General features: G+C 63.0%; 23 protein-coding genes and 1 tRNA gene. 16 read left to right on the plus strand and 8 right to left on the minus strand.

What is annotated here, in order from left to right:
• Window positions 1-9 precede the first annotated feature (9 nt).
• The 9 genes from AC3RCP_RS10320 (at window position 10) to AC3RCP_RS10360 (ending at window position 4,147) form a co-directional block, all read left to right on the plus strand.
• Window positions 10-99: transfer RNA gene (locus tag AC3RCP_RS10320), tRNA-Ser, on the plus strand.
• Between the two features lie 323 nt (window positions 100-422).
• Window positions 423-707 carry a hypothetical protein gene (locus tag AC3RCP_RS10325; protein WP_053260242.1) on the plus strand — a complete coding sequence of 95 codons (285 nt, stop codon included), beginning with the start codon at window positions 423-425 and terminating at the stop codon, window positions 705-707.
• Window positions 708-749: 42 nt separating this feature from the next.
• Window positions 750-1,217 carry a cupin domain-containing protein gene (locus AC3RCP_RS10330; protein WP_223815873.1) on the plus strand — a complete coding sequence of 156 codons (468 nt, stop codon included), beginning with the start codon at window positions 750-752 and terminating at the stop codon, window positions 1,215-1,217.
• A gap of 224 nt (window positions 1,218-1,441) precedes the next feature.
• A complete protein-coding gene (locus tag AC3RCP_RS10335) occupies window positions 1,442-1,630 on the plus strand; it encodes a hypothetical protein (RefSeq protein WP_007922997.1) in 189 nt (62 codons plus the stop codon).
• A gap of 351 nt (window positions 1,631-1,981) precedes the next feature.
• Complete coding sequence (locus tag AC3RCP_RS10340) at window positions 1,982-2,398, plus strand: hypothetical protein (RefSeq protein WP_075118753.1); 417 nt, start codon at window positions 1,982-1,984, stop codon at window positions 2,396-2,398.
• 114 nt (window positions 2,399-2,512) lie between these two features.
• The gene (locus AC3RCP_RS10345) at window positions 2,513-2,671 is read left to right on the plus strand and encodes a hypothetical protein (protein WP_007923000.1); all 159 of its coding nucleotides are present in this window, start codon (window positions 2,513-2,515) and stop codon (window positions 2,669-2,671) included.
• 42 nt (window positions 2,672-2,713) lie between these two features.
• Window positions 2,714-2,902, plus strand: coding sequence for a hypothetical protein (locus AC3RCP_RS10350; RefSeq protein ID WP_492571649.1), 189 nt, complete (start codon window positions 2,714-2,716; stop codon window positions 2,900-2,902).
• Window positions 2,899-3,261 carry a hypothetical protein gene (locus AC3RCP_RS10355; RefSeq protein WP_492571648.1) on the plus strand — a complete coding sequence of 121 codons (363 nt, stop codon included), beginning with the start codon at window positions 2,899-2,901 and terminating at the stop codon, window positions 3,259-3,261. Before AC3RCP_RS10350 ends, AC3RCP_RS10355 begins: the two co-directional genes overlap by 4 nt.
• 190 nt (window positions 3,262-3,451) lie before the next feature.
• Window positions 3,452-4,147, plus strand: a complete 696-nt coding sequence (locus tag AC3RCP_RS10360; protein ID WP_007923013.1) for an HAD-IA family hydrolase — start codon at window positions 3,452-3,454, stop codon at window positions 4,145-4,147.
• Between the two features lie 158 nt (window positions 4,148-4,305).
• Here AC3RCP_RS10360 and AC3RCP_RS10365 read toward each other — a convergent pair whose 3' ends face one another.
• Window positions 4,306-5,052, minus strand: coding sequence for a 3-oxoacyl-ACP reductase family protein (locus AC3RCP_RS10365; protein WP_492571647.1), 747 nt, complete (start codon window positions 5,050-5,052; stop codon window positions 4,306-4,308).
• A gap of 127 nt (window positions 5,053-5,179) precedes the next feature.
• On the opposite strand from AC3RCP_RS10365, the gene AC3RCP_RS10370 reads away from it, so the two are divergent.
• Complete coding sequence (locus tag AC3RCP_RS10370) at window positions 5,180-6,103, plus strand: LysR family transcriptional regulator (RefSeq protein WP_492571646.1); 924 nt, start codon at window positions 5,180-5,182, stop codon at window positions 6,101-6,103.
• A 58-nt stretch (window positions 6,104-6,161) separates the two neighbouring features.
• Here the strand turns inward: AC3RCP_RS10370 and AC3RCP_RS10375 are convergent, their stop codons facing one another.
• The 3 genes from AC3RCP_RS10375 to AC3RCP_RS10385 form a co-directional block, all read right to left on the minus strand.
• Complete coding sequence (locus AC3RCP_RS10375; RefSeq protein WP_007930633.1) at window positions 6,162-6,890, minus strand: aspartate/glutamate racemase family protein; 729 nt, start codon at window positions 6,888-6,890, stop codon at window positions 6,162-6,164.
• A 55-nt stretch (window positions 6,891-6,945) separates the two neighbouring features.
• On the minus strand, window positions 6,946-8,493 hold the full coding sequence (locus tag AC3RCP_RS10380) for an NCS1 family nucleobase:cation symporter-1 (protein WP_492571645.1): 1,548 nt from the start codon (window positions 8,491-8,493) through the stop codon (window positions 6,946-6,948).
• 544 nt (window positions 8,494-9,037) lie between these two features.
• Window positions 9,038-9,772: a phosphoadenylyl-sulfate reductase gene (locus AC3RCP_RS10385; protein WP_277588203.1), complete on the minus strand. Its 735-nt coding sequence runs from the start codon at window positions 9,770-9,772 to the stop codon at window positions 9,038-9,040.
• 169 nt (window positions 9,773-9,941) lie between these two features.
• Between AC3RCP_RS10385 and thrH the strand changes: the two genes are divergently transcribed.
• A complete protein-coding gene (gene thrH / locus AC3RCP_RS10390) occupies window positions 9,942-10,559 on the plus strand; it encodes a bifunctional phosphoserine phosphatase/homoserine phosphotransferase ThrH (protein ID WP_101337254.1) in 618 nt (205 codons plus the stop codon).
• A 125-nt stretch (window positions 10,560-10,684) separates the two neighbouring features.
• Here the strand turns inward: thrH and pabB are convergent, their stop codons facing one another.
• The 4 genes from pabB to rloA form a co-directional block, all read right to left on the minus strand.
• Window positions 10,685-12,028 (minus strand): aminodeoxychorismate synthase component I, encoded by a 1,344-nt coding sequence (gene pabB, locus AC3RCP_RS10395; protein WP_101337255.1) that lies wholly within the window; start codon window positions 12,026-12,028, stop codon window positions 10,685-10,687.
• 243 nt (window positions 12,029-12,271) lie between these two features.
• Complete coding sequence (locus tag AC3RCP_RS10400; protein WP_007930638.1) at window positions 12,272-13,258, minus strand: alpha-L-glutamate ligase-like protein; 987 nt, start codon at window positions 13,256-13,258, stop codon at window positions 12,272-12,274.
• Window positions 13,258-14,790: an osmotic stress tolerance membrane protein RloB gene (rloB, locus tag AC3RCP_RS10405; RefSeq protein WP_101337257.1), complete on the minus strand. Its 1,533-nt coding sequence runs from the start codon at window positions 14,788-14,790 to the stop codon at window positions 13,258-13,260. Before rloB ends, AC3RCP_RS10400 begins: the two co-directional genes overlap by 1 nt.
• A gap of 5 nt (window positions 14,791-14,795) precedes the next feature.
• Window positions 14,796-15,338: a retropepsin-like aspartic peptidase RloA gene (gene rloA / locus AC3RCP_RS10410; protein WP_101337258.1), complete on the minus strand. Its 543-nt coding sequence runs from the start codon at window positions 15,336-15,338 to the stop codon at window positions 14,796-14,798.
• Between the two features lie 269 nt (window positions 15,339-15,607).
• Here rloA and AC3RCP_RS10415 point away from each other — a divergent pair, with 269 nt between their 5' ends.
• The 5 genes from AC3RCP_RS10415 to prpF all read left to right on the plus strand — a co-directional run bounded on the left by AC3RCP_RS10415 (window position 15,608) and on the right by prpF (window position 22,569).
• Entirely contained in the window at window positions 15,608-16,330 is a 723-nt protein-coding gene (locus AC3RCP_RS10415; RefSeq protein ID WP_101337259.1) for a GntR family transcriptional regulator, read from the plus strand.
• Window positions 16,327-17,223 carry a methylisocitrate lyase gene (gene prpB, locus AC3RCP_RS10420; RefSeq protein WP_492571644.1) on the plus strand — a complete coding sequence of 299 codons (897 nt, stop codon included), beginning with the start codon at window positions 16,327-16,329 and terminating at the stop codon, window positions 17,221-17,223. The genes AC3RCP_RS10415 and prpB overlap by 4 nt, the downstream gene beginning before the upstream one ends.
• A 183-nt stretch (window positions 17,224-17,406) precedes the next feature.
• Window positions 17,407-18,534, plus strand: a complete 1,128-nt coding sequence (prpC, locus tag AC3RCP_RS10425; protein WP_087088669.1) for a bifunctional 2-methylcitrate synthase/citrate synthase — start codon at window positions 17,407-17,409, stop codon at window positions 18,532-18,534.
• A gap of 188 nt (window positions 18,535-18,722) precedes the next feature.
• A complete protein-coding gene (gene acnD / locus AC3RCP_RS10430; RefSeq protein ID WP_492571643.1) occupies window positions 18,723-21,317 on the plus strand; it encodes a Fe/S-dependent 2-methylisocitrate dehydratase AcnD in 2,595 nt (864 codons plus the stop codon).
• Between the two features lie 61 nt (window positions 21,318-21,378).
• Entirely contained in the window at window positions 21,379-22,569 is a 1,191-nt protein-coding gene (gene prpF, locus AC3RCP_RS10435; RefSeq protein WP_492571642.1) for a 2-methylaconitate cis-trans isomerase PrpF, read from the plus strand.
• Window positions 22,570-22,638: the final 69 nt, after the last annotated feature.

The following is a 22,638-nucleotide window of genomic DNA, read 5'->3' on the forward strand; positions in this document are numbered from 1 at the left end:
ACGAGACACGGTTGGGTGTCCGAGTGGCTTAAGGAGCACGCCTGGAAAGTGTGTATACAGGAAACTGTATCGAGGGTTCGAATCCCTCCTCAACCGCCATATTCGATCTACGCAAAACCCCTGATTTCCTCGAGAAATCAGGGGTTTTGTGCTTTCTGGGGCTGCTTAATCGCCGCAGTGGGCGAGCGGCTTCTTTGCTGAACGCCGTTTCCCCGCGATGGTCAAAATCATTACGAGTTCGCAACAGCCAAAGTTGCTCCAGCAAGGTATCGATCACGCTGGATACTTGAGTGGTCTTTGGCTTTGTTACCCCTGCGAAACCTGGCGGTCAGGTCACCTTGAAGGTGAGGTTTTCCGCCGATATCAGGCGGGCATCAGCGTGGGGTTTTCTGTGCCCCGTACTGGCTACGAGGAGACGCGTAATGGTCATTCACTTCAAGGTCGCCGGGCATCTGGCCTGCGGCCACAAGGGTTCCAATCTCATATCCAGCACCGAGCCGGCGCGGGTCAAATGCCGCAGTTGCCGCAATACCGAGGTGTTCAAGGAAGCCCGTAAGAATCAGCGCAATGCGGCACGTCGGGCGGCGCGCAAAGCCAAGGCAGAGCACGCGGCAAGCGACTGGCGTGCAGCCTGGACCCAGCGGCTGACGGCCATGGCCGGGTTGCAGCGTCTGCCTCGGGGGTTTGGCGGGCAACCTTACGTTTAGCGTTTGTCGCAGGCGCTCCACGCTTTCAGGTCTAGAATGGTCATGCGCATCGAGTGGGGCGATGCTGGTTGTCTGCGGGCGAGGGGTGATATTGCCGGCGTCGGCAGGCTTTGCAGCTACTCAATCGAGAACACCATCATGTCCACGCACGAACAGGTCACCGAGCATAAGTCCTTCTCCGAACCGGATGAGACCCGCGAGTTTTCCAATGGCAAGGCAGAGATCCTGAAGATCGGTCAGTGTGAAGTGGGACGCTTCACGTTCAAGCCGGGCTGGCGCTGGTCGAACGACATTAAACCGCTGGCGCAGACACCGAGTTGCCAGGCACCGCATTTTCAGTATCACGTGGCCGGCAGGCTGGCGATCCTGATGGATGATGGCACCGAAATCATCGCCGGGCCGGGTGATATCACCTCCCTGCCTAAGGGGCATGACGCCTGGGTGGTGGGGGATGAAACCGTGGTGGTGGTCGACTGGTTCGGGGCCAGCAACTACGCTCGTAAGGTCTAGGCGAAACACAGTCGCAAAGGAGCTGATGCACACCATCAGCTCCTTTTTCAACGACGATCCACACCCTTGGACGAAGAACTCCAGCTTGGGCCATTCGTCGGTCTTTTCTCTCGTGAACTACAAGTCTTTAAATGACCGTCTAGTCTGAAACGCCGTGACGGTCGATATTTTCTAGGCAGTCAGGTGCTTGCCGGTATCGACCGGTTGTTGGAGGGAGCAGGGAGATGAGCGATCCTTATATCGAGGACAACGGGGATGAGTTCCCAATCAACAACCTGGTGCGCTGCGGTCAGGCAGCGTTTGACAGCGAGCCACCGGCCAAGGCGTCGGTAGGCAAGACCAGGGCCAGTGCATTACCCAGGGTGACCCAGACAAAGTTTTTCCCGAAAGCGGCGCTTCCTAAGAGAAGGTAGCCTTCATACATACCGAACGACCCCGCTTCCGGGCGGGGTTTTTGTTACCTGAACAATGGGCCGCCGCGATTGATTTGAATGAAGTTGGACCTTTCGTCTTATCCGTTGCACAGGGTAGCGGGGTTTTCACAATTTATTCACAAACGACTGCGTAGGCTCGACTCATCCGTTAAAGCAAATCCTATTAGCCCGTCTCCCCAGCGGGCTTTTTTTTGCCTGGCTGAAAACTCTTTGCGCAAAAACGGTCCAACACTGTGACTAAAAGGATCACAGCGTTCTGCTGTCGCCGCTCAGCTTTAGTCAGACACCGCTATAGAATGACTCTCCAGCATCTTTTTCGAGGTTTACATCATGCGTTTAACACTGCCTGCTCTGGTTTTGGGGCTTCTGGCTGCTCAAGGTGCGATGGCCGCCGGTGATGGCACTGCTGCGGTCGGCGGCGGTTTGGGTGGCGCGCTGGGCAATGTGGTGGGACAACAGATTGGCGGCAGCACGGGCGCCGCGGTGGGTGCGGGTCTTGGCGGCGCTGCCGGCAGCGCGGTCGGTGCCCGTAAAGGCAGCCGTACCGAGGCGGCCATTGGTGGCGGGCTGGGTTCGGCCGGTGGCTCGGTGATTGGCAACAAGCTGGGCGGCAGCACTGGCTCGACCATCGGCGCAGGCCTGGGCGGCGCGGCCGGTGGCGCTTTGGGCAGCAGCATGGGTGACGATGGCCATCACTCCGGCGGCGGCAAAAAGCACAAGAATAAACACAAGCACAAGCACGATTGATTCTGCAGCAGTGCATAAAAAAGCCCGGCCTTGTGCCGGGCTTTTTTATGGGAACGAATATCGCTCCAGCCCCTCGAATTCAATGATGGACACATTGTGTCGACGAGGTTTGCCATGACTCCGGAAACTGCTGGCAAGAAAGAAGACGATTCCTCGGGCGTGCCCCTGGTCAACGATCCGGGCAATGAAGACCCAGGCTCGCTGATGGATGACGCCCTGGTCCCGCTGAGCGATGACGATGAGGCAGACGAGTCGGAGGAAAAGGGCCCGTGAAGTCTGCTTCCAGCACGCCGGCATGAGCGGTGTGAGGTGCCTATGAAGCATGATCCGAAACCAATCGACCGGGATGACACGCCCGAATATCCGCTGCCTTCCCCCACGGATGCGCTGAGTCCCGAGCAGATCCTCCCGGATGCCAACGCCGAGCAGGAGCTGTCTCGACCCGAGCCGCAGCGCAAGGCGGCCAGGAGCAAGCGGCGCACCGCTCCGGGAGGCGCGTCGTGAGCCGTGCAAAACTGCTGAGCCTGGTGCTGGTCGCCCTGGTGTCGATTTTCTGTTTCTCCAGCCTGGCAGAATCCGCTGACGGACGGGCCCCGGCCAATCCTTCGCTGCGGTCGTTCGAGGGCGGTTCCGGCAACGGTCTCATGCTGCGACCAGGAGCCCTGGGCGGGAATGGTGTAGGTGTCACGGACAGCCGTTCACGGGCCGACAAGTCGCGCGGCTCTTCCGGTCAGGGCAGCGGCATGGGCTCCACTGGCGTCAATGGTTCCATCATGGGCGGTGGCGGTGCCGGTGGTGGAACCGGCAGCGCGGGCGGTGGCACCGGGGGGCCAGGAGGCGGCAGCGGACGGGCAGGACGCTAGCGTGCTTTGTTCACTCATGATGTCGAGACCAGTGAGCCCGACCTGTCCGGGCTTTTGTCTGCCTGCGCGCTGGCCTGAGGTTGCTCCCTGTCATCCGCCGCGGCTATGCTGCTGAACCCTTTAATCGGGCAAAAAACTGGCCGTACCTGAGCCGCTCCCCGGGATGTTTTTTGTTAACGGATCAGATGCGATGAATGCACAGTTGAATGATGTGGGCCCGATCAAGGCCGTGATTTTCGATATGGACGGTTTGCTGCTGGACACCGAAGGCATCTACACCGAGGTGACCCAGCTGATCGCCGATCGTTATGGCCGCACCTTCGATTGGACGATCAAGCAGAACATCATTGGCCGTGGCGCCGCGGACCTGGCCCGCTACGTGGTGCAAGCCCTGGACCTGCCGATCACCCCCGAGGAGTTCCTGGTGATTCGCGAGCCACTGATGCGCGAACGCTTTCCCCGGGCGCTGGCGATGCCGGGCGCGCAGGAGCTGGTGCAGCACCTCAAGGCCAATAACGTGCCGATTGCCGTGGGCACCAGTTCTTCGCGCCAGTCTTTCGCCCAGAAAACCACCTTGCACGGCGACTGGTTCGCGCTGTTCGACACCATAGTCACCGCCGACGACCCGGAAGTGGGCGCGGCCAAGCCGGCGCCGGATATCTTCCTGACCGCCGCGCGGCGCCTGGGCGTTGCCCCCGAGGATTGCCTGGTGTTCGAAGATTCGCCCTTTGGTGTCACCGCGGCGAAGGCGGCGGGGATGACCGCGATTGCTATTCCCGATCCGGCGATGGCGGACGCCAAGTACGCCCATGCCGATGCCATTCTGCGTTCGCTGAAGGGGTTCCAGCCGGCGGCCTGTGGTTTGCCGCTGCTGCAATGGAGCTGAACCTGTAGCCGCTGCTGCAGGCTGCGATAAGCCCGCCAGGGCTTCAGCGGTCTCAAGTGCGGCGCCTTCTGTGGAGTCGATCGCAACCTGCGGCAGCGGCTACAAAAACGCCGGGCCACCTGATGAGGGTGGCCCGGCGTTTTTCATGGGCGCAGGAATCAGGCGCTGAAGCCGCCGTCGATCGTCAGACTGGCGCCGGTGATGTAACCCGCTTCCGGGCCTGCCAGGTAAGCCACGAAGCTGGCGATTTCTTCCGCGTGGCCATAGCGCCCGATGGCCATCAGCGGGATCAGGCTTTCGGCGAAATCGCCGTGGGCCGGGTTCATGTCGGTGTCGACCGGGCCGGGTTGCACATTGTTGATGGTGATGCCCCGTGGGCCGAGGTCGCGGGACAGGCCTTTGGTCAGGCCGACCAGGGCCGACTTGCTCATGGCATAGGTGCCGCCGCCGGCAAAGGGCATGCGTTCGGCGTTGGTGCTGCCGATGTTGATGATGCGCGAGCCTTCGCCCATATGCCGGGCCGCTTCCTGGGTGGCGACGAACACGCTGCGGATGTTGATGGCCAGGGTCCGGTCGAAGTCTTCCAGCTTGAAGTCTTCCAGCGGGCCGATAGCCAGGACGCCGGCATTGTTGACCAGAATGTCCAGGCGACCAAAGGTTTCGACCGTGCTCTCGACCGCCTGGCGGATGGCCGCGGCATCGGCGCTGTCGGCGAGGATCGCCAGGGCCTTGCCGCCAGCGGCGGTGATGCTGTCCTGCAAGGCTTCGGCCTTGGCGGTGGAGCTGACATAGGTGAAGGCGACAGCGGCGCCTTCGGCCGCCAGGCGTTGCACGATGGCCGCGCCAATGCCGCGGGAACCGCCTTGAACCAGGGCTACTTTGCCGCTGAAGGATTGAGTGGTCATGTCGTTCTCCAAAAAAGTCCAAGGCGGGCTGCCTTGTGGTTGGAGTCGAGTATCGACCTCGAATTAGGTGCTGTGTAGATAGGAATCGCTCTAGTCTGTGTAAACCAGAAGTTTATAGTGAGGCGCCATGGAAACCTTCAGCAGTATCGAATGCTTCGTGCGCAGCGCCGAAGTCGGCAGCTTTGCCGAAGCCGCGCGCCGCTTGAGCCTGACCCCCGCCGCGGTGGGTAAAAGCGTGGCCAAGCTCGAGGCCCGGCTCGGGGTCAGGCTGTTTCAGCGCAGCACCCGCCGCCTGACCCTGACCGAGGCCGGCAAGCTGTTTCTCGGCGAGGTCAGCGCCAGCCTGTACACCATCCAGAACGCCGTGGCCAACCTGGCCAGTGCCGAAGGACGCCCGGCGGGCACCCTGAAAGTCAGCATGGGTACGGTGTTCGGGCGGCTGTACATCGTGCCCATGCTCGGCGAATTCCTGCGGCGTTTCCCAGAGATCAGTCCGGACTGGCATTTCGATAACCGTCAGGTGGACCTGATCGGCCAGGGTTTCGACGCGGCGATCGGCGGCGGCTTTGAGCTGCCCCAGGGGGTGGTGGCGCGACGGCTGACCCCGGCTCACCGCATCCTGGTGGCCTCGCCGGACTATCTGGCGCGCTGTGCGGCGGTCGAGCAGCCCGAGGACTTGCAATATTGCGAAGGCATCCTGATCCGCTCGCCACAGACCGGGCGGGTGCGCTCCTGGGCCCTGACCAGCCGCACCCGGCAGCAAAGCCCGCTGAACCTGAAGGCGCGGATGACCATGAGCGATTCGGAAGCGGCCTGCGCCGCTGCCGCCCAGGGCCTGGGGGTGGCCCTGGTGAGCATGCCGTTCGCCGTCGGTTACTTGAGCGCCGGCACCCTGGTGCGGGTATTGCCGGACTGGTACGTCGACGACGGCAACATCTCGATCTACTACGCCGAGCACAAACTGTTGCCGGGCAAGACCCGGGCCTTCGTCGACTTCGTGATCGAGCAGTTCGCCGAGCAGGGCCTGGAGCAACGCTTCAGCGCGGTTTGAAGAGGCGCGCAAACCCGCTTCCCTAATAGAGGCGGGCTTGCTCGCGACAAGCGAAGGCTCAGCGCCCGAAGCGCCCGGGCCAGCCGATGATGGTTTTTGGCCGTGGCGTGGCGTAGGTGCGCACCTTGGAGGTGGACAGCCCCAGCCGTACCAGGGATTCGGCGATGGTCACCGCTGCGGTCACGCCGTCCACCACCGGCACGCCGGTGCGCTGGCGGATCTGTTCGTCCAGGCCGGCCATGCCGCCACAGCCCAGGCAGATCACCTCGGCCTTGTCTTCACTGACCGCCAGTTCGGCCTGGCGCACGATGGCTTCCACGGCGCGCGCCGGGTCCTCTTCCAGCTCCAGCACCGCCAGCCCGCTGGCCCGAACCGAGGCGCAACGGTCGTACAGGCCGGAGAGTTTCAGGCGGTCCTCGATCAGCGGCACGGTGCGATCCAGGGTCGTCACCACCGAATAGGCGTGGCCGAGGAACATCGCGGTGCTGGCGCCGGCGTCGGTGATGTCCACCACCGGCACGTTGAGCAGCTCCTGCAGGCCTTCGCGGCCGTGCTCGCCATAACCGGCCTGGATCACCGCGTCGTAGGGCTGGTCGTAGGACAACACGCGGTCCATGACGGCGATGGCGGCCAGGTAGCTTTCGAAGTTGCCTTCGATGGAGTCGGCGCCGAAGTGTGGGGTCAGGCCGATGATTTCGGTGCCGGGCGCGGCCACGGCCTGGGCCTGGCGGGCGATGGCCTGGGTGATGGAGTCGGTGGTGTTGACGTTGACCACGAGAATTCGCATGGGCTGTCCTTATCGTTGAGGCATTCGGGGCCCGCCGCAGGCGGGCCGTTCAAGGTTAGTGGCTGACGTTATCGACGGCGATCGATTCGCCGCTGACATCCGCATAGTAGGGCTGGCGTTTGGCGACGATCAGGTACAGCAGACCGGCAATGCCGGCGCCGATCAGCCAGGAGAAGGGCGAGACGCTGGCAAACCCCGGCACCAGGGCCAGGACGATGGCGATCAGCGCCGAGGGAACGAATGCCGCCACCGCCCGCAGGTTGACCCCATGGCTGTAGAAATACGCGCCTTGCGGGTGCTCGCTGTACAGTTCGGGCACGTTGATCCGGCCTTTGCGCAGCAGCCAGTAGTCGACCATGATCACCCCGTACAGCGGCCCCAGCAGGGCACCGAGCCCGGACAGGAAGTACACAATCACCAGCGGGCTGTTGTAGAGGTTCCACGGCAGGATCAGCACCGCGAGGGTCGCGCTGATCAGCCCGGCGCGGCGGAAGGTCAGGTATTTCGGCGCCAGGTTGCTGAGCACGAAGGCCGGGGCGACGAAGTTGGCCATGATGTTCACCGCCACGGTGACGATCAGGAATGCCAGGCAACCGAGCACCAGAAAGAAGGTGTTGGGGATCGAGGCGATGATTTCGGTCGGGCTTTCGATGATCTTGCCGTTGATCTGGAACTGCGCGCCGCAGAGCAATACGGTGATGGCTGCGAACACCAGGATGTTCACCGGCAGCCCCCAGAAATTGCCAATCTTGATGGTCCGGCGGCAGGGCGAGGAGCGGGTGAAGTCGCAGAAGTTGAGCACCAGTGTGCCGTAGATCGCCAGCCACAGCGCGCCGCCGGCGAAGATCTGGCGCCACATCTCGCCACCGCTCAACGGCTCGCGGATCGACCAGGCGATGCTGGCGTTGGCTTGGGTGTACATCCAGGCGGCGAGGGCGGCAACGGTCACCAGGATCACCGGGCCGGCAAAGGCCTCATAGCGCCGGACCATCTCCATGCCGTAGGCGAGGATCGCCAGCTGCACCAGCCAGATCGCCACGAAACACACCCAGCCCAGGCTCGACAGGCCGAGGATCGAGTTGTGGTCGTAGTCGGCGAAGCCGGGGTGGATGGCCGTGAGCAATACCCGGAACACCACTGAGGCCAGGTAGGTCTGGATACCGAACCAGGCGATGGCGATCACCGCGCGGATCAGCGCCGGAATCTGCGCGCCATGGATGCCGAAGCTGATACGGCTGATCACCGGGAAGGGCACGCCGGTCTTCTGGCCCATGTAGCCGGACAGGTTCATGAAGAAGTACACCAGCGCCGCGCCGATCCCCAGGGACAGGAGGATCTGCCAGCCGCCCAGGCCCAGGGCGTACAGGCCGATGGCGAAGGAGTAATTGGCGATGTTGTGCACGTCATTGGTCCACAGGGCAAAGATGCTGTAGCCACCCCAGCGCCGGCCTTCGACCTTGGTCGGCGCCAGGTCGCGATTGTGCAGGCGCGGGCTGAGGTCGACCGGCGAAGCGGTGCCGTGGGCGATGCTGGGGTCGAGGTTGGCGTGGGTATGGGAGGAGGGCAAATCCAGTGCGATGTTATTGGAAGGACTGGTACGCATTCCGGCAGGCTCCTGATCGCGGACCCGCGCTGACTGTGCTTGAGCGCAAGGCTCGGCAGTCTTCGGCGCAGTCCGGGAATCACTGGGTTCTGGGCATCTGCAGGCGGATTCGGGAACCCGGCTTGCGGATATAAAGTGTATGTATTTTTTATTTAAGTTGTATACAGGATGCGAAGCGACTTAAGCCACTTCCGTGCCAGATCCCAATCTAAGCAAGTGACCGATAATTTCGCTTTGTTCTTGATAATTTCTAAATGACTGAAATTACGAAGTTATAAATTGACCGTTCGAACAGGTATTTATTTTTCGAGGGGGCAGGGTGTGAGCGCGGTGGAGAATGGCCCAGGGAGGAGGGTGTAACTTTTTGGGGCGTAGAGGCATAAAGTGCACACAAAAATGGCACCTGTGGTGACACTTATGTGTACAGAATTTTTACCGGGAGGAGGGGCTTCTGTAGGAGCGAAGCTTGCTCGCGAAGCGGTGTGTCAGATACACCGTCTCGCGAGCAAGCTTTGCTCCTACAGAAGAAAGAGGAATTGGGGCTTTAGCCCTTGCTGATGATATTGCCGGCGTGCAGGCCACATTCCTTCTGCGTGGCTTCTTCCCACCACCAGCGGCCTTCGCGCTCATGCTGGTTCGGCAGCACAGGGCGGGTGCAAGGCTCGCAGCCGATGCTGATGAAGCCGCGTTCGTGCAGGCTGTTGTACGGCAGCTCGAGCATGCGGATGTACCCCCAGATCTCTTCGCTGGTCATCTGCGCCAGCGGGTTGAACTTGTACAGGGTGCGTTCCGGGGTGGAGAAGGCGCTGTCGATCTCCAGTACCGCCACCTGGCTGCGGGTACCCGGGCTCTGGTCGCGGCGCTGGCCGGTGGCCCAGGCGCTGACGGTGGACAGCTTGCGGCGCAGCGGTTCGATCTTGCGGATGCCGCAGCACTCGCCGTGGCCATCCTTGTAGAAGCTGAACAGGCCTTTCTCCTTGACGAAGGGTTCGAGCTTGGTGTGGTCCGGCGAAACCACTTCGATGTCGATCTTGTAGTGCTCGCGTACCTGCTCGATGAAGCGGTAGGTTTCCGGGTGCAGGCGCCCGGTGTCGAGGCTGAACACCTTGACGTTCTTGTTCAGCTTCCAGGCCATGTCCACCAGCACCACATCCTCGGCACCACTGAAAGAGATCCACAGGTCATCGCCGAACTCGGCGAACGCCAGTTTGAGAATGTCCTGGGCGGATTTTTGGGCATAGGTCGCGGCGAGTTCAGCGACATTGAACGATGGGCTCATCAGGGCGGTTTCCTACAGGTCGGTGGCGCTGAGCGCTCTAGATACTGGCGATGGTAACAAAATCCGCCCCCGGCTGGCGCGCTCCTCGCGTTGCGTGGGCCAGGGTGAATCGCTAGAGTTCGGCAGTCCTTTTGCTCGCTCGAATAACCAATACAAATGGGAGTGTCTTGTGGAAATTGCCTGTCTCGACCTGGAAGGTGTACTGGTCCCGGAAATCTGGATCGCCTTTGCCGAAAAAACCGGGATTGAATCCCTCAAGGCGACCACCCGGGATATCCCCGATTACGACGTGCTGATGAAGCAGCGCCTGCGGATTCTCGACGAGCACGGCCTGAAGCTGTCGGACATTCAGGAAGTGATCGCCACCCTCAAGCCGCTGGACGGCGCCATCGAGTTCGTCGACTGGCTGCGCGAGCGTTTCCAGGTGGTGATTCTGTCCGACACCTTCTATGAGTTTTCCCAGCCGCTGATGCGCCAGCTGGGCTTTCCCACGCTGCTGTGCCACCGCCTGGTCACCGACGACAGCGGCCGAGTGACCGGTTACCAGCTGCGCCAGAAAGACCCCAAGCGCCAGTCGGTGCTGGCCTTCAAGAGCCTGTATTACCGGGTGATTGCGGCGGGGGATTCGTACAACGACACCAGCATGCTCGGCGAGGCCGATGCCGGCATTCTGTTCCATGCCCCGGACAACGTGATTCGCGAGTTTCCGCAGTTCCCGGCGGTGCACAGCTTTGCCGAGCTGAAGCAGGAGTTCCTCAAGGCGTCGAAGCGTGAGTTGAACCTCTAAAGGCATCGCTGTAGCCGCTGCCGCAGGCTGCGATAGGACCGCAGGTCCTCGGCGCCAGTGAGTACGTCGCGGCCGTACTCCGAGTGCGGCCCGGACCGTTCGCAGCCTGCGGCAGCGGCTACAGATCAGAGGCCCTGCAAGGTCTCCAGCAGGACCTTCACCTTGGTGATGGACTCCTGATACTCGGCCTGCCAGTCCGAGTCCGCGACAATCCCGCCACCGCCCCAGCAGCAGACTTGCCCATCCTTGACCAGCAGGCTGCGGATGGCGATCGAGCTGTCCATCTCGCCACGCACGTCCAGGTACAGCAGCGAACCGCAATACAGCCCGCGCCGGGTCGGTTCCAGCTCGTCAATGATCTGCATCGCGCGGATCTTCGGCGCGCCGGTGATCGAGCCGCCGGGGAAGCTGCCGGCGATCAGGTCCAGGGCGTCCTTGTCGTCCGCCAGCTCGCCGGTGACGCTGCTCACCAGGTGATGCACGTTGGGGTAACTCTCCAGGCTGAACAGCTCCGGTACCCGCACCGAGCCGATGCGGCAGGTGCGGCCCAGGTCGTTGCGCAGCAGGTCGACGATCATCAGGTTTTCCGCGCGGTCCTTGGGGCTGGCCAGCAGTTCGGCGGCGTTCGCCGCGTCTTCGGCGGCATCCTGGCTGCGTGGGCGGGTGCCCTTGATCGGCCGGGTTTCCACCTGGCGCTCACTGATCCGCACGAAGCGCTCCGGCGACAGGCTCAACACCGCGCCACCTTCCGGCAGGCTCTGGAACCCGGAAAAAGGCGTCGGGCAGGCCGCGCGCAACGCGCAGTAGGCAACCCACGGATCGCCAGCGCAGGGCGCACGAAAGCGCTGGGCGAAGTTGACCTGGTAGCAGTCACCGGCCTGGATGTACCCCTGGATGCGCTCGAACGCCTGTTGGTACTGCGCGGCGCTGAGGTCAGGCAGCATCGGCCCGCTGAGCTTGAAGCTGTCGTAGGCGCCGGCCGGCGCCTGGCCGAACAGGTCGATCAGGCGCTGGCGTTCGCTGGCGGCGAGGGCGGGGTGGAGCACCAGTTGGCTGGTGCGCTGCTGATGGTCGCTGATCAGCGCCCAGTCGTAGAGGCCGAAGCGCGCATCGGGCAGTTGCAGGTCATCCAGGGCCTGGCTGGGCAGGCGTTCCAGATGGCGTCCGAAGTCGTAGCTCAGGTAGCCGATCAGCCCGCCGGCGAAAGGCAACTGGTAAGGCGCCGGGATCGCCGCCTGACCCAATTGGTCCAGGTTGAGCCGCAGGCGTTGCAGGAAATCTTCGCCGCTTTCGTCCTTGAGGACGGCCAACTGCGTCCGTGGCCAGGCGCTGAGCAGGTCATAGCGGCCGCGTTCGGCACTGGGCCGGCCGCTGTCGAGCAGGACGGCGCCAGGGGCATGGCGGATCGCCGCGAAATACTCGGCGGGGTTGGTGCGATAGGGCAGCGGGTGTACGGAGCAGGTCGACATGCGGGGCGGATCAGCCATCGGAGGAGCGCGGCTGGCGATTGTAGTCCCCTCAGGGATTTGCTCCTAGTGGGGATGGCGGGGATTGCCCGGTTTACGACGCATTGCCCGCCTCGCCGCATACCCTGTAGCCGCTGCCGAAGGCTGCGAAAGGACCGAAGGTCCTCGGTGATGTCGAAAGCGGCGCCCGCTTCGCGGTCGGGCGCAGCCTGCGGCAGCGGTTACAGGGTTTTCCGTTGCTGTGGATCAGCCTTCCACCGCCGGGATATGGCCGAACAGGTCCTGGGCAAACTGCACGCGCTGTTCGACGGTTTCGCTGATGCCGCGGGCTTTCAGCTCTGCCAGGTGCGCTTCGACCGCGTGGGTGCGCTGGGTCAGGCCGCAGTCGTTGGCGATCTGGATGTTCAGGCCGGGGCGGGCGTTGAGCTCGAGGATCAACGGGCCCTTTTCCTGGTCCAGCACCATGTCCACCCCGATGTAGCCCAGGCCGCACAGCTCGTAGCAGCCGGCCGCCAGCTTCATGAAACCGTCCCAGTAGGGCAGTTGCACGCCGTCCACCGCATTGGTGGTGTCCGGGTGCTTGGCGATGATGTTGTTCAGCCAGGTGCCGCGCAGGGTCAGTCCGGTGGCCAGGTCGACGCCGACGCCGATGGCGCCCTGGTGCAGGTTGGCCTTGCCGCCGGACTGGCGGGTCGGCAGGCGCAGCATGGCCATCACCGGGTAGCCCATGAGCACGATGATGCGGATGTCCGGTACGCCTTCGTAGCTGATGCTCTTGAAGATCTGGTCCGGGGTCACCCGGTACTCGATCAGCGCCCGGTCACGGTGGCCGCCCAGGGAATAGAGGCCGGTGAGGATGCTGGAGATGTGGTGCTCGATTTCTTCATGACTGATGATCTTGCCCGATACCGTGCGGTAGCGACCCTCGAAACGGTCGGCGATCACGATGATGCCGTCGCCGCCGGCGCCTTGCGCCGGCTTGATCACGAAGTCGTTGCGCCCGCCGATGATCTCGTCGAGCTTGTCGATTTCCTTCTCGGTGGAGATCACGCCGTACAGTTCCGGCACATGGATGCCGGCCTTGATCGCGCGTTCCTTGGTGATGATCTTGTCGTCGACGATCGGGTACAGGCTGCGCTTGTTGTACTTGAGCACGTAGTCCGCATTACGCCGATTGATCCCCATGATGCCCCGGGCTTCCAGGGCCTTCCAGGTCTTCCACAGGCCGAACATTATGAATCAGCCTTGACGAAGGCTTTGAAACGGATCAGCTCGGTCAGGCGGTAGCCGCGGTAGCGACCCATCGCCAGCATGAAGCCCACCAGGATCAGCAGCATCGCCGGGAAGGTGAAGACGAAGTAGACCAGCTCCGGCACGCTCATGATCAGGTGCGCCAGGGAGGCGGCGAACAGCGTGCCGATGGCGACTTTCATCGCATGGCCGGCGCCCCGTTCTTCCCAGGTGATCGACAGGCGTTCGATGGTCATGGTCAGGATCACCATCGGGAACAGGGCCACCGACAGGCCGCGTTCCAGGCCGAGCTTGTGGCTGAACAGGCTGATGGCGGCGATCAGCACCACGACGAAGGTCAGCACCACCGACAGCCGCGGCAGCATCTGCAGCTTCAGGTGTTCCAGGTAGGACCTGAGCGACAGCCCGAGCGCGGTGATCACCGTGAACAGCACGATACCGAAGCCCAGCTGGGTTTCGCGGAAGGCCAGGGCGATCAGCACCGGGGTGAAGGTACCCAGGGTCTGCAGGCCGATCAGGTTGCGCAGCACCAGGATCACCAGCACGCCGATCGGGATCATCACCATGATCATGAAGGTCTGCTGGGTCTGCAGCGGCAGGCCGTACAGCGAGTATTCGAGGAAGTTGGCGTCGGTGTTCTCGTCGGTCAGCTTGGCCAGGCGAATGGCGTTCATTTCGCTGTTGTTCAGGCTGAAGGTGACGGTGGCTTTCTTGCCGCCATCGACGGTGATCAGGTTGTCGTCACCGATCCACCACAGCAGGCGGTCGCTGGGCAGGCCCTGTTCGCCGGTTTCCGGGTTGAAGTACAGCCAGTCGGTACCGTTGAAGCTGCGCAGCCACAGTTCCGGGGCCTGCGGCTGGTCGGCCACCAGGCGAATGGTGTGGACCTTTTCCATCGGCACGTGGGCGATGGACAGCAGCAGGTCGACGATCTTGGCTTTGTTCGCCGGCGACGGATCGCCCGCCAGGAGCATCTTGGCGTTATCGTCGTTGGTGTTGTTGACCCGCTTGATGGCTTCGCTGATGAAGGTCTCGACGTCGGCCGAATGCTGGCGGATCGGCGCGAGCAGGGCTTCGGCGGCGATCTTTTCCGGGCCTTCGACGGCGATGCTGTCGCGGAAGGTCGGGCCCTTGATCTTGGCTTTTTCCGCGGTGTAGCGCTTGGTCAGCACCAGGCGGTAATAGAGGGTCTGGTTGCCCTTGGCGCGGCGGGCCGACCAGGTCACCTTGCGGTTGCCGTCGACGCGGTTCACCGCCACCCCGTAGTTATTGGAGATGAAGCTCTCGTTCAGGCTGACGTAGTCGCGGCTCAGGGGCGGCACGAACATCTGGATCTTGATCGGGTCCTTGGCGTTGGCGACGAACTCGACCTTGGCGTCGATGTTCCACAGGTCGTCGGTGGCGTCTTCGGTCACCGGGATGCCGAGCACGAAAATCTGATAGGCCGTGATCGAAATGCCCAGCACCACCAGGATGGCGATCAGGATTTTCAGATGGAGGGTAAGAGAGCGCATTGGAATTACTCTGCGGTATGAGCGTCGGTGGCGCAGGCAGGTTTGCCAGCAGCGTATTTAAGACTGGGGTCGACCAGTGCATCGAAGCGTTTGAGCGCTTCGGAACCGATCAAGAGCGGGTATTGGAATGCACTGCGGTCGGTCAAGTTCACTTCTATGCTGCGCAGGGCACCGCCCATGCAGATATCCAGCTCGATGACCGGGCGCGCGGTGTACTTCTTGTTGTTTTCCTCATCGGGGTCGTAGTCGCCGGCGCGGCGCTTGATCTTGCTGACGCGGGCCAGCGGACGTTCGATGGGGTGGGAATGGGCGGCGTCGATGGCCAGGTAAAAGCGTACCCAGGACTCGCCATTGCGCTTGAAGCGCTTGATATCGCGGGCGCTGAGAGAGGCGGTCTTGGCGCCGGTGTCGAGCTTGGCGGCGACTTCCAGGTCGATCCCGGACAGTCTGGCGTATTCATTCAGACCGTAAACGGTCTTGCCGGCGGCGGCACTCAGGCCCGGCACGCCGAGCAGGCAGAACAGTATGGAGAAGGCCTTGAGTCTCATAGATCCTGGTGCGTTGCATGGGTTCTTCAGTTCAAGGCGACTGGCATTGCTGCGCAAGCTCCCTCGTGTGCTGCCTTATTAATGTGACAGGCAAATGCGGGCGGCATTCTAGCATGCTGGTTTTATGGCGCCAGCGGCGGGGCGGGGGCTTTTGTGCCGGTTTGGTGCAAAGGGTTATTAGACGATTGTCGACAATATCGATTTTTCCTTTGACTGCATCGGTTGTATTGGCTAGTTTTTGTCGCATTGATTTTCAAGGTGTCGACAATATGCTGGATCAGCTCGATCCCCCCGCCGTGACGCAGGACGATTCGGAAACCTTGTCCGAAAACGTCTTCAGACGCATTCAGGCGGCCATCGTCAAGGGCGAGATCGCCCCGGGCAGCAAGATTTCCGAGCCGGAACTGGCGCGCACCTACGGCATCAGCCGTGGCCCCTTGCGCGAGGCGATCCACCGCCTGGAAGGCCAGCGCCTGCTGGTGCGGGTGCCCCATGTCGGGGCGCGGGTGGTGTCCCTGAGCCATGCCGAGCTGATCGAGCTCTATGAAATCCGCGAATCCCTGGAAGGCATGGCCTGCCGCCTGGCCGCCGAGCGCATGACCAACGAGGAAATCGACGAGCTGCGCCGGGTCCTCGATACCCACGAGCGCGACGCGGCGTTCCAGGCCGGGCTCGGCTACTACCAGCAGGAAGGCGATTTCGACTTCCATTACCGGATCATCCAGGGCGCGGGCAACCGCACCCTCACGCAGATGCTCTGTGGCGAGCTGTACCAGTTGGTGCGCATGTACCGCATCCAGTTTTCCGCCACGCCCAACCGCCCGCACCAGGCGTTCGCCGAGCACCACCGGATTCTCGATGCCATTGCCGATCGCGACGGCGAACTGGCCGAGTTGTTGATGCGCCGTCACATCGGCGCTTCCAAACGCAACATTGCCCGTCATTACCAGGACGGCGCCCCGCAGACAGCCACTCCACGAGGTGAGTCATGAGTTCCAACAACAAGAGCACTCCAGGCCAGCGCTTTCGCGATGCGGTCGCCAGCGAACGACCGTTGCAGGTGGTCGGCGCCATCAATGCCAACCATGCGCTGCTGGCCAAGCGCGCCGGGTTCAAGGCGATCTACCTGTCCGGTGGCGGGGTGGCGGCTGGCTCCCTCGGCGTGCCGGACCTGGGCATCACCGGGCTGGACGACGTATTGACCGACGTGCGCCGCATCACCGACGTCTGCGACCTGCCGCTGCTGGTGGACGTGGACACCGGTTTCGGTTCGTCGGCGTTCAACGTGGCGCGCACCGTCAAGTCGATGATCAAGTTCGGCGCGGCGGCGATTCATATCGAGGACCAGGTCGGCGCCAAGCGCTGCGGCCACCGGCCGAACAAGGAGATCGTTTCCCAGCAGGAAATGGTCGACCGCATCAAGGCCGCGGTGGATGCCCGCACCGACGACAGCTTCGTGATCATGGCCCGCACCGACGCCCTGGCGGTGGAGGGGCTGGAGTCGGCCCTGGATCGCGCCGCCGCCTGCATCGAAGCCGGCGCCGACATGGTGTTCCCGGAAGCCATCACTGAACTGGAGATGTACAAGATCTTCGCCAGCCGGGTGAAAGCGCCGATCCTGGCCAACATCACCGAGTTCGGCGCCACGCCGCTGTACACCACCGAGCAACTGAAATCCGTGGATGTTTCCCTGGTGCTGTACCCGCTGTCGGCGTTCCGCGCCATGAACAAGGCGGCGGAGAACGTCTACACCGCGATCCGTCGCGACGGTACCCAGCAGAACGTGATCGACACCATGCAGACCCGCATGGAACTGTACGACCGCATCGACTACCACACCTTCGAGCAGAAGCTCGATGCGCTGTTCTCCCAGAAGAAGGGGTGATGCCGTACTGATGCAAAACCTGTAGCCGCTGCCGCAGGCTGCGATCGGCAGGCACGGCCGCGGCGCGCCTCTCGACGCAGGAGGACCTTCGGTCCTGTCGCAGCCTGCGGCAGCGGCTACAGAAAGCAGTATTGGTTTTGACGATTTGCCGATTCCCTAACAAATTCAAGATTGGAGAGAGCAATGGCCGAAGCAAAAGTATTGAGTGGCGCTGGCCTGCGTGGCCAGGTGGCCGGACAGACTGCATTGTCGACCGTGGGCCAGGCCGGTGCCGGGCTGACCTACCGGGGTTACGACGTACGCGAACTGGCGGCCGACGCGCAGTTCGAGGAAGTGGCCTACCTGCTGCTGTACGGCGAGCTGCCGACCCAGGCGCAACTGGACGCCTACACCCGGAAGCTGAGCAAGCTGCGCGACCTGCCGCAGGCGCTCAAGGAAGTGCTGGAACGCATTCCGGCGGACGCCCATCCGATGGATGTGATGCGCACCGGTTGCTCGTTCCTCGGCAATATCGAGCCGGAACAGGATTTCTCCGAGCAGCGCGACAAAACCGACCGTCTGCTGGCCGCCTTCCCGGCGATCATGTGCTACTGGTACCGCTTCAGCCACGACGGCAAACGCATCGATTGCGTGACCGACGAGCCATGCATCGGCAGCCACTTCCTGCACCTGCTGCACGGCAAGAAACCGAGCGAGCTGCACACCAAGGTGATGAACGTGTCGCTGATCCTCTACGCCGAACACGAATTCAACGCCTCGACCTTCACTGCCCGAGTCTGTGCCTCGACCCTGTCGGACTTGTACTCCTGCGTCACCGCGGCCATCGGTTCGCTGCGCGGCCCGCTGCACGGCGGTGCCAACGAGGCGGCGATGGAGATGATCGAGCGCTTTGCTTCGCCGGAAGAGGCGATCAAGGGCACCCTCGGCATGCTCGAGCGCAAGGACAAGATCATGGGCTTCGGCCACGCGATCTACAAAGACAACGACCCGCGCAACGAGGTGATCAAGGGCTGGTCGAAAAAGCTCGCCATTGAGGTGGGCGACAAGGTGTTGTTCCCGGTTTCCGAAGCCATCGACAAGACCATGTGGGAGCAGAAGAAGCTGTTCCCCAACGCCGATTTCTACCATGCCTCGGCGTACCACTTCATGGGCATCCCGACCAAGCTGTTCACCCCGATCTTCGTCTGCTCGCGCCTGACCGGCTGGGCCGCCCATGTGTTCGAACAGCGCGCCAACAACCGCATCATCCGTCCAAGCGCCGAGTACGTCGGCGTTGAACAGCGCAAGTTCGTGCCAATCGAACGTCGCTGAATGGTGGCTGCCGTCACCGGCTGAACCCAAAGCCCTGTAGGAGCGAGCTTGCTCGCGATAGCGGTGTAACGGTCGACATAGATGTTGAATGTCATTCCGTCTTCGCGAGCAAGCTTCACTCCTACAGAGGGCGGTTCAGTGCCGGTGCCAGCCCCACCTTTTGCAATCACCGTGACCGAGTCCTGACGATGAACACTGAATTTCGTAAACCGTTACCCGGTACCCGACTGGACTACTTCGACACCCGCGCGGCTGTCGAGGCCATCCAGCCCGGCGCCTACGACAGCCTGCCGTACACCTCGCGCGTGCTCGCGGAAAACCTGCTGCGGCGTTGCGATCCGGCGACCCTGACCGCTTCCCTGAAGCAACTGATCGAGCGCAAGCGCGACCTCGACTTCCCGTGGTTTCCGGCCCGCGTGGTGTGCCACGACATTCTTGGCCAGACTGCCCTGGTGGACCTGGCCGGCCTGCGCGATGCCATCGCCGACCAGGGTGGCGACCCGGCCCAGGTCAACCCGGTGGTGCCGACCCAGTTGATTGTCGACCACTCGCTGGCGGTGGAGTGCGGCGGCTTCGACCCGGATGCGTTCGCCAAGAACCGCGCCGTGGAAGACCGGCGCAACGAAGACCGTTTCCACTTCATCAACTGGACCAAGAAGGCCTTCAAGAACGTCGACGTGATCCCGCCGGGCAACGGCATCATGCACCAGATCAACCTGGAGAAAATGTCCCCGGTGATCCAGGCGCGCGATGGCGTAGCCTTCCCCGATACCTGCGTCGGCACCGACAGCCACACCCCGCACGTGGATGCCCTGGGCGTGATCGCCATCGGCGTCGGCGGCCTGGAAGCCGAAAGCGTGATGCTCGGCCGGGCGTCCTGGATGCGCCTGCCGGAAATCGTTGGCGTCGAGCTGACCGGCAAGCTGCAACCGGGCATCACCGCCACCGATATGGTGCTGGCGCTGACCGAGTTCCTGCGCAAGCAGAAGGTGGTGGGTGCCTACCTGGAGTTCTTCGGCGAGGGCGCCGCGGCGCTGACCCTGGGCGACCGCGCGACCATCTCCAACATGGCCCCGGAATACGGCGCCACCGCGGCGATGTTCTACATCGACCAGCAGACCATCGACTACCTCAAGCTCACTGGTCGTGAAGACGAGCAAGTGCAACTGGTCGAGAACTATGCCAAACAGGCCGGCCTGTGGGCCGACAGCCTGAAGAACGCGCAGTACGAGCGTGGCTTGCAGTTCGACCTGTCCTCGGTGGTGCGCAACATGGCGGGCCCGAGCAACCCCCACGCCCGGGTGGCGACCAGCGACCTGGCGGCCAAGGGCATCGCCGGCCAGTGGGAAGAGGTGCCGGGGCAAATGCCCGATGGAGCAGTGATCATCGCGGCCATCACCAGCTGCACCAACACCAGCAACCCGCGCAACGTGATCGCCGCCGGCCTGCTGGCGCGCAATGCCAACAAGCTCGGCCTGACCCGCAAACCCTGGGTCAAGTCGTCGCTGGCCCCGGGCTCCAAGACCGTCGCCATGTACCTGGACGAAGCGGGCCTGACCAAGGAACTGGAGCAATTGGGCTTTGGCGTCGTGGCCTTTGCCTGCACCACCTGCAACGGCATGTCCGGCGCGCTGGACCCGGTGATCCAGAAAGAGATCATCGACCGCGACCTGTATGCCACCGCGGTGCTTTCGGGCAACCGCAACTTCGACGGGCGCATCCATCCATACGCCAAGCAGGCGTTCCTCGCATCGCCGCCGCTGGTGGTGGCTTATGCGATTGCCGGGACCATCCGTTTCGACATCGAGAAGGACGTGCTGGGCCTGGACGCCAACGGCAAGGAAATCCGCCTCAAGGACATCTGGCCGAGCGACGAAGAGATCGACGCGGTGGTCAAGGCATCGGTGAAACCCGAGCAGTTCCGCAAGGTGTATATCCCGATGTTCGCCATTCATGAGGACACCGGGCCCAAGGTCGAGCCGTTGTACGACTGGCGTGAGATGAGCACCTACATCCGCCGTCCGCCGTACTGGGAAGGTGCCCTGGCCGGAGTGCGCAGCCTGACTGGCATGCGCCCGCTGGCGGTGCTGCCGGACAACATCACCACCGATCACCTGTCGCCGTCCAACGCCATCATGCTCGACAGCGCGGCGGGCGAGTACCTGGAGAAAATGGGCCTGCCGGAAGAGGACTTCAACTCTTACGCGACCCACCGCGGCGACCACCTGACCGCGCAGCGCGCGACCTTCGCCAACCCGAAACTGTTCAACGAAATGGTCCAGGAGGGCGGCAAGGTCAAGCAGGGTTCGCTGGCGCGGATCGAGCCGGAAGGCCAGGTCACCCGGATGTGGGAAGCCATCGAAACCTATATGCAGCGCAAGCAGCCGCTGATCATCATCGCCGGCGCCGACTACGGCCAGGGTTCGTCCCGTGACTGGGCGGCCAAGGGCGTGCGCCTGGCCGGGGTGGAAGCCATCGCCGCCGAAGGCTTCGAGCGCATCCATCGCACCAACCTGGTGGGCATGGGCGTGCTGCCGCTGGAGTTCAAACCGGGCACCGACCGCAAGACCCTGGGCATCGACGGCACCGAAACCTTCGATGTGGTGGGCGAGCGCAAGCCGCGCGCCACGTTGACCCTGGTGATCCAGCGCAAGAACGGCGAGCGGGTCGAGGTGCCGGTGACCTGCCGGCTCGACACCGCCGAAGAGGTGTCGATCTACGAAGCGGGCGGCGTGTTGCAGCGCTTTGCCCAGGACTTCCTCGAATCGGCTGTGGCCAGTTAAGTGACGTACCGGGGGCGGGCCGCAAGGCGCCGCCCTCGGTCTTTATCAGGACCGAGAACTCATGGCTTTCGTAGCGCAAATCAAGATTCCCGCCACCTACATGCGGGGCGGCACCAGCAAGGGTGTGTTCTTCAGCCTGCAGGACCTGCCCGAGGCGGCGCAGCTGCCGGGCGCGGCCCGCGATGCGTTGCTGTTGCGGGTGATCGGCAGCCCCGACCCGTACGACAAGCAGATCGACGGCATGGGCGGTGCCACGTCCAGCACCAGCAAGACGGTGATCCTGTCGAAAAGCATCAAGCCCGGCCACGACGTGGATTACCTGTTTGGCCAGGTGTCCATCGACAAGCCTTTCGTCGACTGGAGCGGCAACTGCGGCAACCTGTCGGCGGCGGTCGGTTCCTTCGCCATCAGCAGCGGCCTGGTGGATGCCGAGCGCATTGCGCAGAACGGCGTGGCGGTGGTGCGCATCTGGCAGGCCAATATCGGCAAGACCATCATCGCCCATGTGCCGATGACCAACGGCGCGGTCCAGGAAACCGGCGATTTCGAGCTGGACGGGGTGACTTTCCCGGCGGCCGAAGTGCAGTTGGAGTTCCTTGACCCGGCGGCCGAGGAAGAGGGCGCCGGCGGTTCGATGTTCCCTACCGGCAACCTGGTGGACGACCTGGAGGTGCCGGGTGTCGGGACTTTCCAGGCCACCATGATCAATGCCGGGATCCCGACGATTTTCATCAACGCCCGCGACATCGGCTACAACGGTACCGAGCTGCAGGGCGATATCAACGGCGACCCCAAGGCGCTGGCGATGTTCGAGACCATCCGCGCCCACGGCGCGCTGCGCATGGGGCTGATCCAGAATCTGGATGAAGCGGCCAAGCGTCAGCACACGCCCAAGGTCGCCTTTGTCGCGCCGCCCGCGGGCTACCAGGCTTCCAGTGGCAAGGCGGTGCAGGCCGCGGATGTCGATCTGCTGGTGCGCGCGCTGTCCATGGGCAAGCTGCACCACGCGATGATGGGCACCGCCGCGGTGGCCATTGGCACGGCGGCGGCGATCCCCGGGACCCTGGTCAACCTGGCGGCCGGCGGCGGAGAGCGCAGCGCGGTGCGTTTCGGCCACCCGTCGGGAACCCTGCGCGTCGGCGCCGAGGCCGTGCAGGACAACGGCGAATGGAGCGTGACCAAGGCCATCATGAGTCGTAGCGCGCGGGTCTTGATGGAAGGCTGGGTACGTGTGCCCGGCGACGCGTTCTAAATCATAAACGGCCCCTGTAGGAGCGAGCTTGCTCGCGATAGCGATACCACGGTCGACATCGATGTCGAC

This window comes from Pseudomonas sp. GW822-FHT05A08, from assembly GCF_058800485.1.

Excerpts from the sequence above, each read along its gene's own strand:
- AC3RCP_RS10325 (WP_053260242.1), top strand. The coding sequence starts at position 423 with ATGGTCATTCACTTCAAGGTCGCCGGGCATCTGGCCTGCGGCCACAAG.
- AC3RCP_RS10330 (WP_223815873.1), top strand. The coding sequence starts at position 750 with ATGCGCATCGAGTGGGGCGATGCTGGTTGTCTGCGGGCGAGGGGTGAT.
- AC3RCP_RS10335 (WP_007922997.1), top strand. The coding sequence starts at position 1,442 with ATGAGCGATCCTTATATCGAGGACAACGGGGATGAGTTCCCAATCAAC.
- AC3RCP_RS10340 (WP_075118753.1), top strand. The coding sequence starts at position 1,982 with ATGCGTTTAACACTGCCTGCTCTGGTTTTGGGGCTTCTGGCTGCTCAA.
- AC3RCP_RS10345 (WP_007923000.1), top strand. The coding sequence starts at position 2,513 with ATGACTCCGGAAACTGCTGGCAAGAAAGAAGACGATTCCTCGGGCGTG.
- AC3RCP_RS10350 (WP_492571649.1), top strand. The coding sequence starts at position 2,714 with ATGAAGCATGATCCGAAACCAATCGACCGGGATGACACGCCCGAATAT.
- AC3RCP_RS10360 (WP_007923013.1), top strand. The coding sequence starts at position 3,452 with ATGAATGCACAGTTGAATGATGTGGGCCCGATCAAGGCCGTGATTTTC.
- AC3RCP_RS10365 (WP_492571647.1), bottom strand. The coding sequence starts at position 5,052 with ATGACCACTCAATCCTTCAGCGGCAAAGTAGCCCTGGTTCAAGGCGGT.
- AC3RCP_RS10370 (WP_492571646.1), top strand. The coding sequence starts at position 5,180 with ATGGAAACCTTCAGCAGTATCGAATGCTTCGTGCGCAGCGCCGAAGTC.
- AC3RCP_RS10375 (WP_007930633.1), bottom strand. The coding sequence starts at position 6,890 with ATGCGAATTCTCGTGGTCAACGTCAACACCACCGACTCCATCACCCAG.
- AC3RCP_RS10380 (WP_492571645.1), bottom strand. The coding sequence starts at position 8,493 with ATGCGTACCAGTCCTTCCAATAACATCGCACTGGATTTGCCCTCCTCC.
- AC3RCP_RS10385 (WP_277588203.1), bottom strand. The coding sequence starts at position 9,772 with ATGAGCCCATCGTTCAATGTCGCTGAACTCGCCGCGACCTATGCCCAA.
- pabB (WP_101337255.1), bottom strand. The coding sequence starts at position 12,028 with ATGTCGACCTGCTCCGTACACCCGCTGCCCTATCGCACCAACCCCGCC.
- AC3RCP_RS10400 (WP_007930638.1), bottom strand. The coding sequence starts at position 13,258 with ATGTTCGGCCTGTGGAAGACCTGGAAGGCCCTGGAAGCCCGGGGCATC.
- rloB (WP_101337257.1), bottom strand. The coding sequence starts at position 14,790 with ATGCGCTCTCTTACCCTCCATCTGAAAATCCTGATCGCCATCCTGGTG.
- rloA (WP_101337258.1), bottom strand. The coding sequence starts at position 15,338 with ATGAGACTCAAGGCCTTCTCCATACTGTTCTGCCTGCTCGGCGTGCCG.
- AC3RCP_RS10415 (WP_101337259.1), top strand. The coding sequence starts at position 15,608 with ATGCTGGATCAGCTCGATCCCCCCGCCGTGACGCAGGACGATTCGGAA.
- prpB (WP_492571644.1), top strand. The coding sequence starts at position 16,327 with ATGAGTTCCAACAACAAGAGCACTCCAGGCCAGCGCTTTCGCGATGCG.
- prpC (WP_087088669.1), top strand. The coding sequence starts at position 17,407 with ATGGCCGAAGCAAAAGTATTGAGTGGCGCTGGCCTGCGTGGCCAGGTG.
- acnD (WP_492571643.1), top strand. The coding sequence starts at position 18,723 with ATGAACACTGAATTTCGTAAACCGTTACCCGGTACCCGACTGGACTAC.
- prpF (WP_492571642.1), top strand. The coding sequence starts at position 21,379 with ATGGCTTTCGTAGCGCAAATCAAGATTCCCGCCACCTACATGCGGGGC.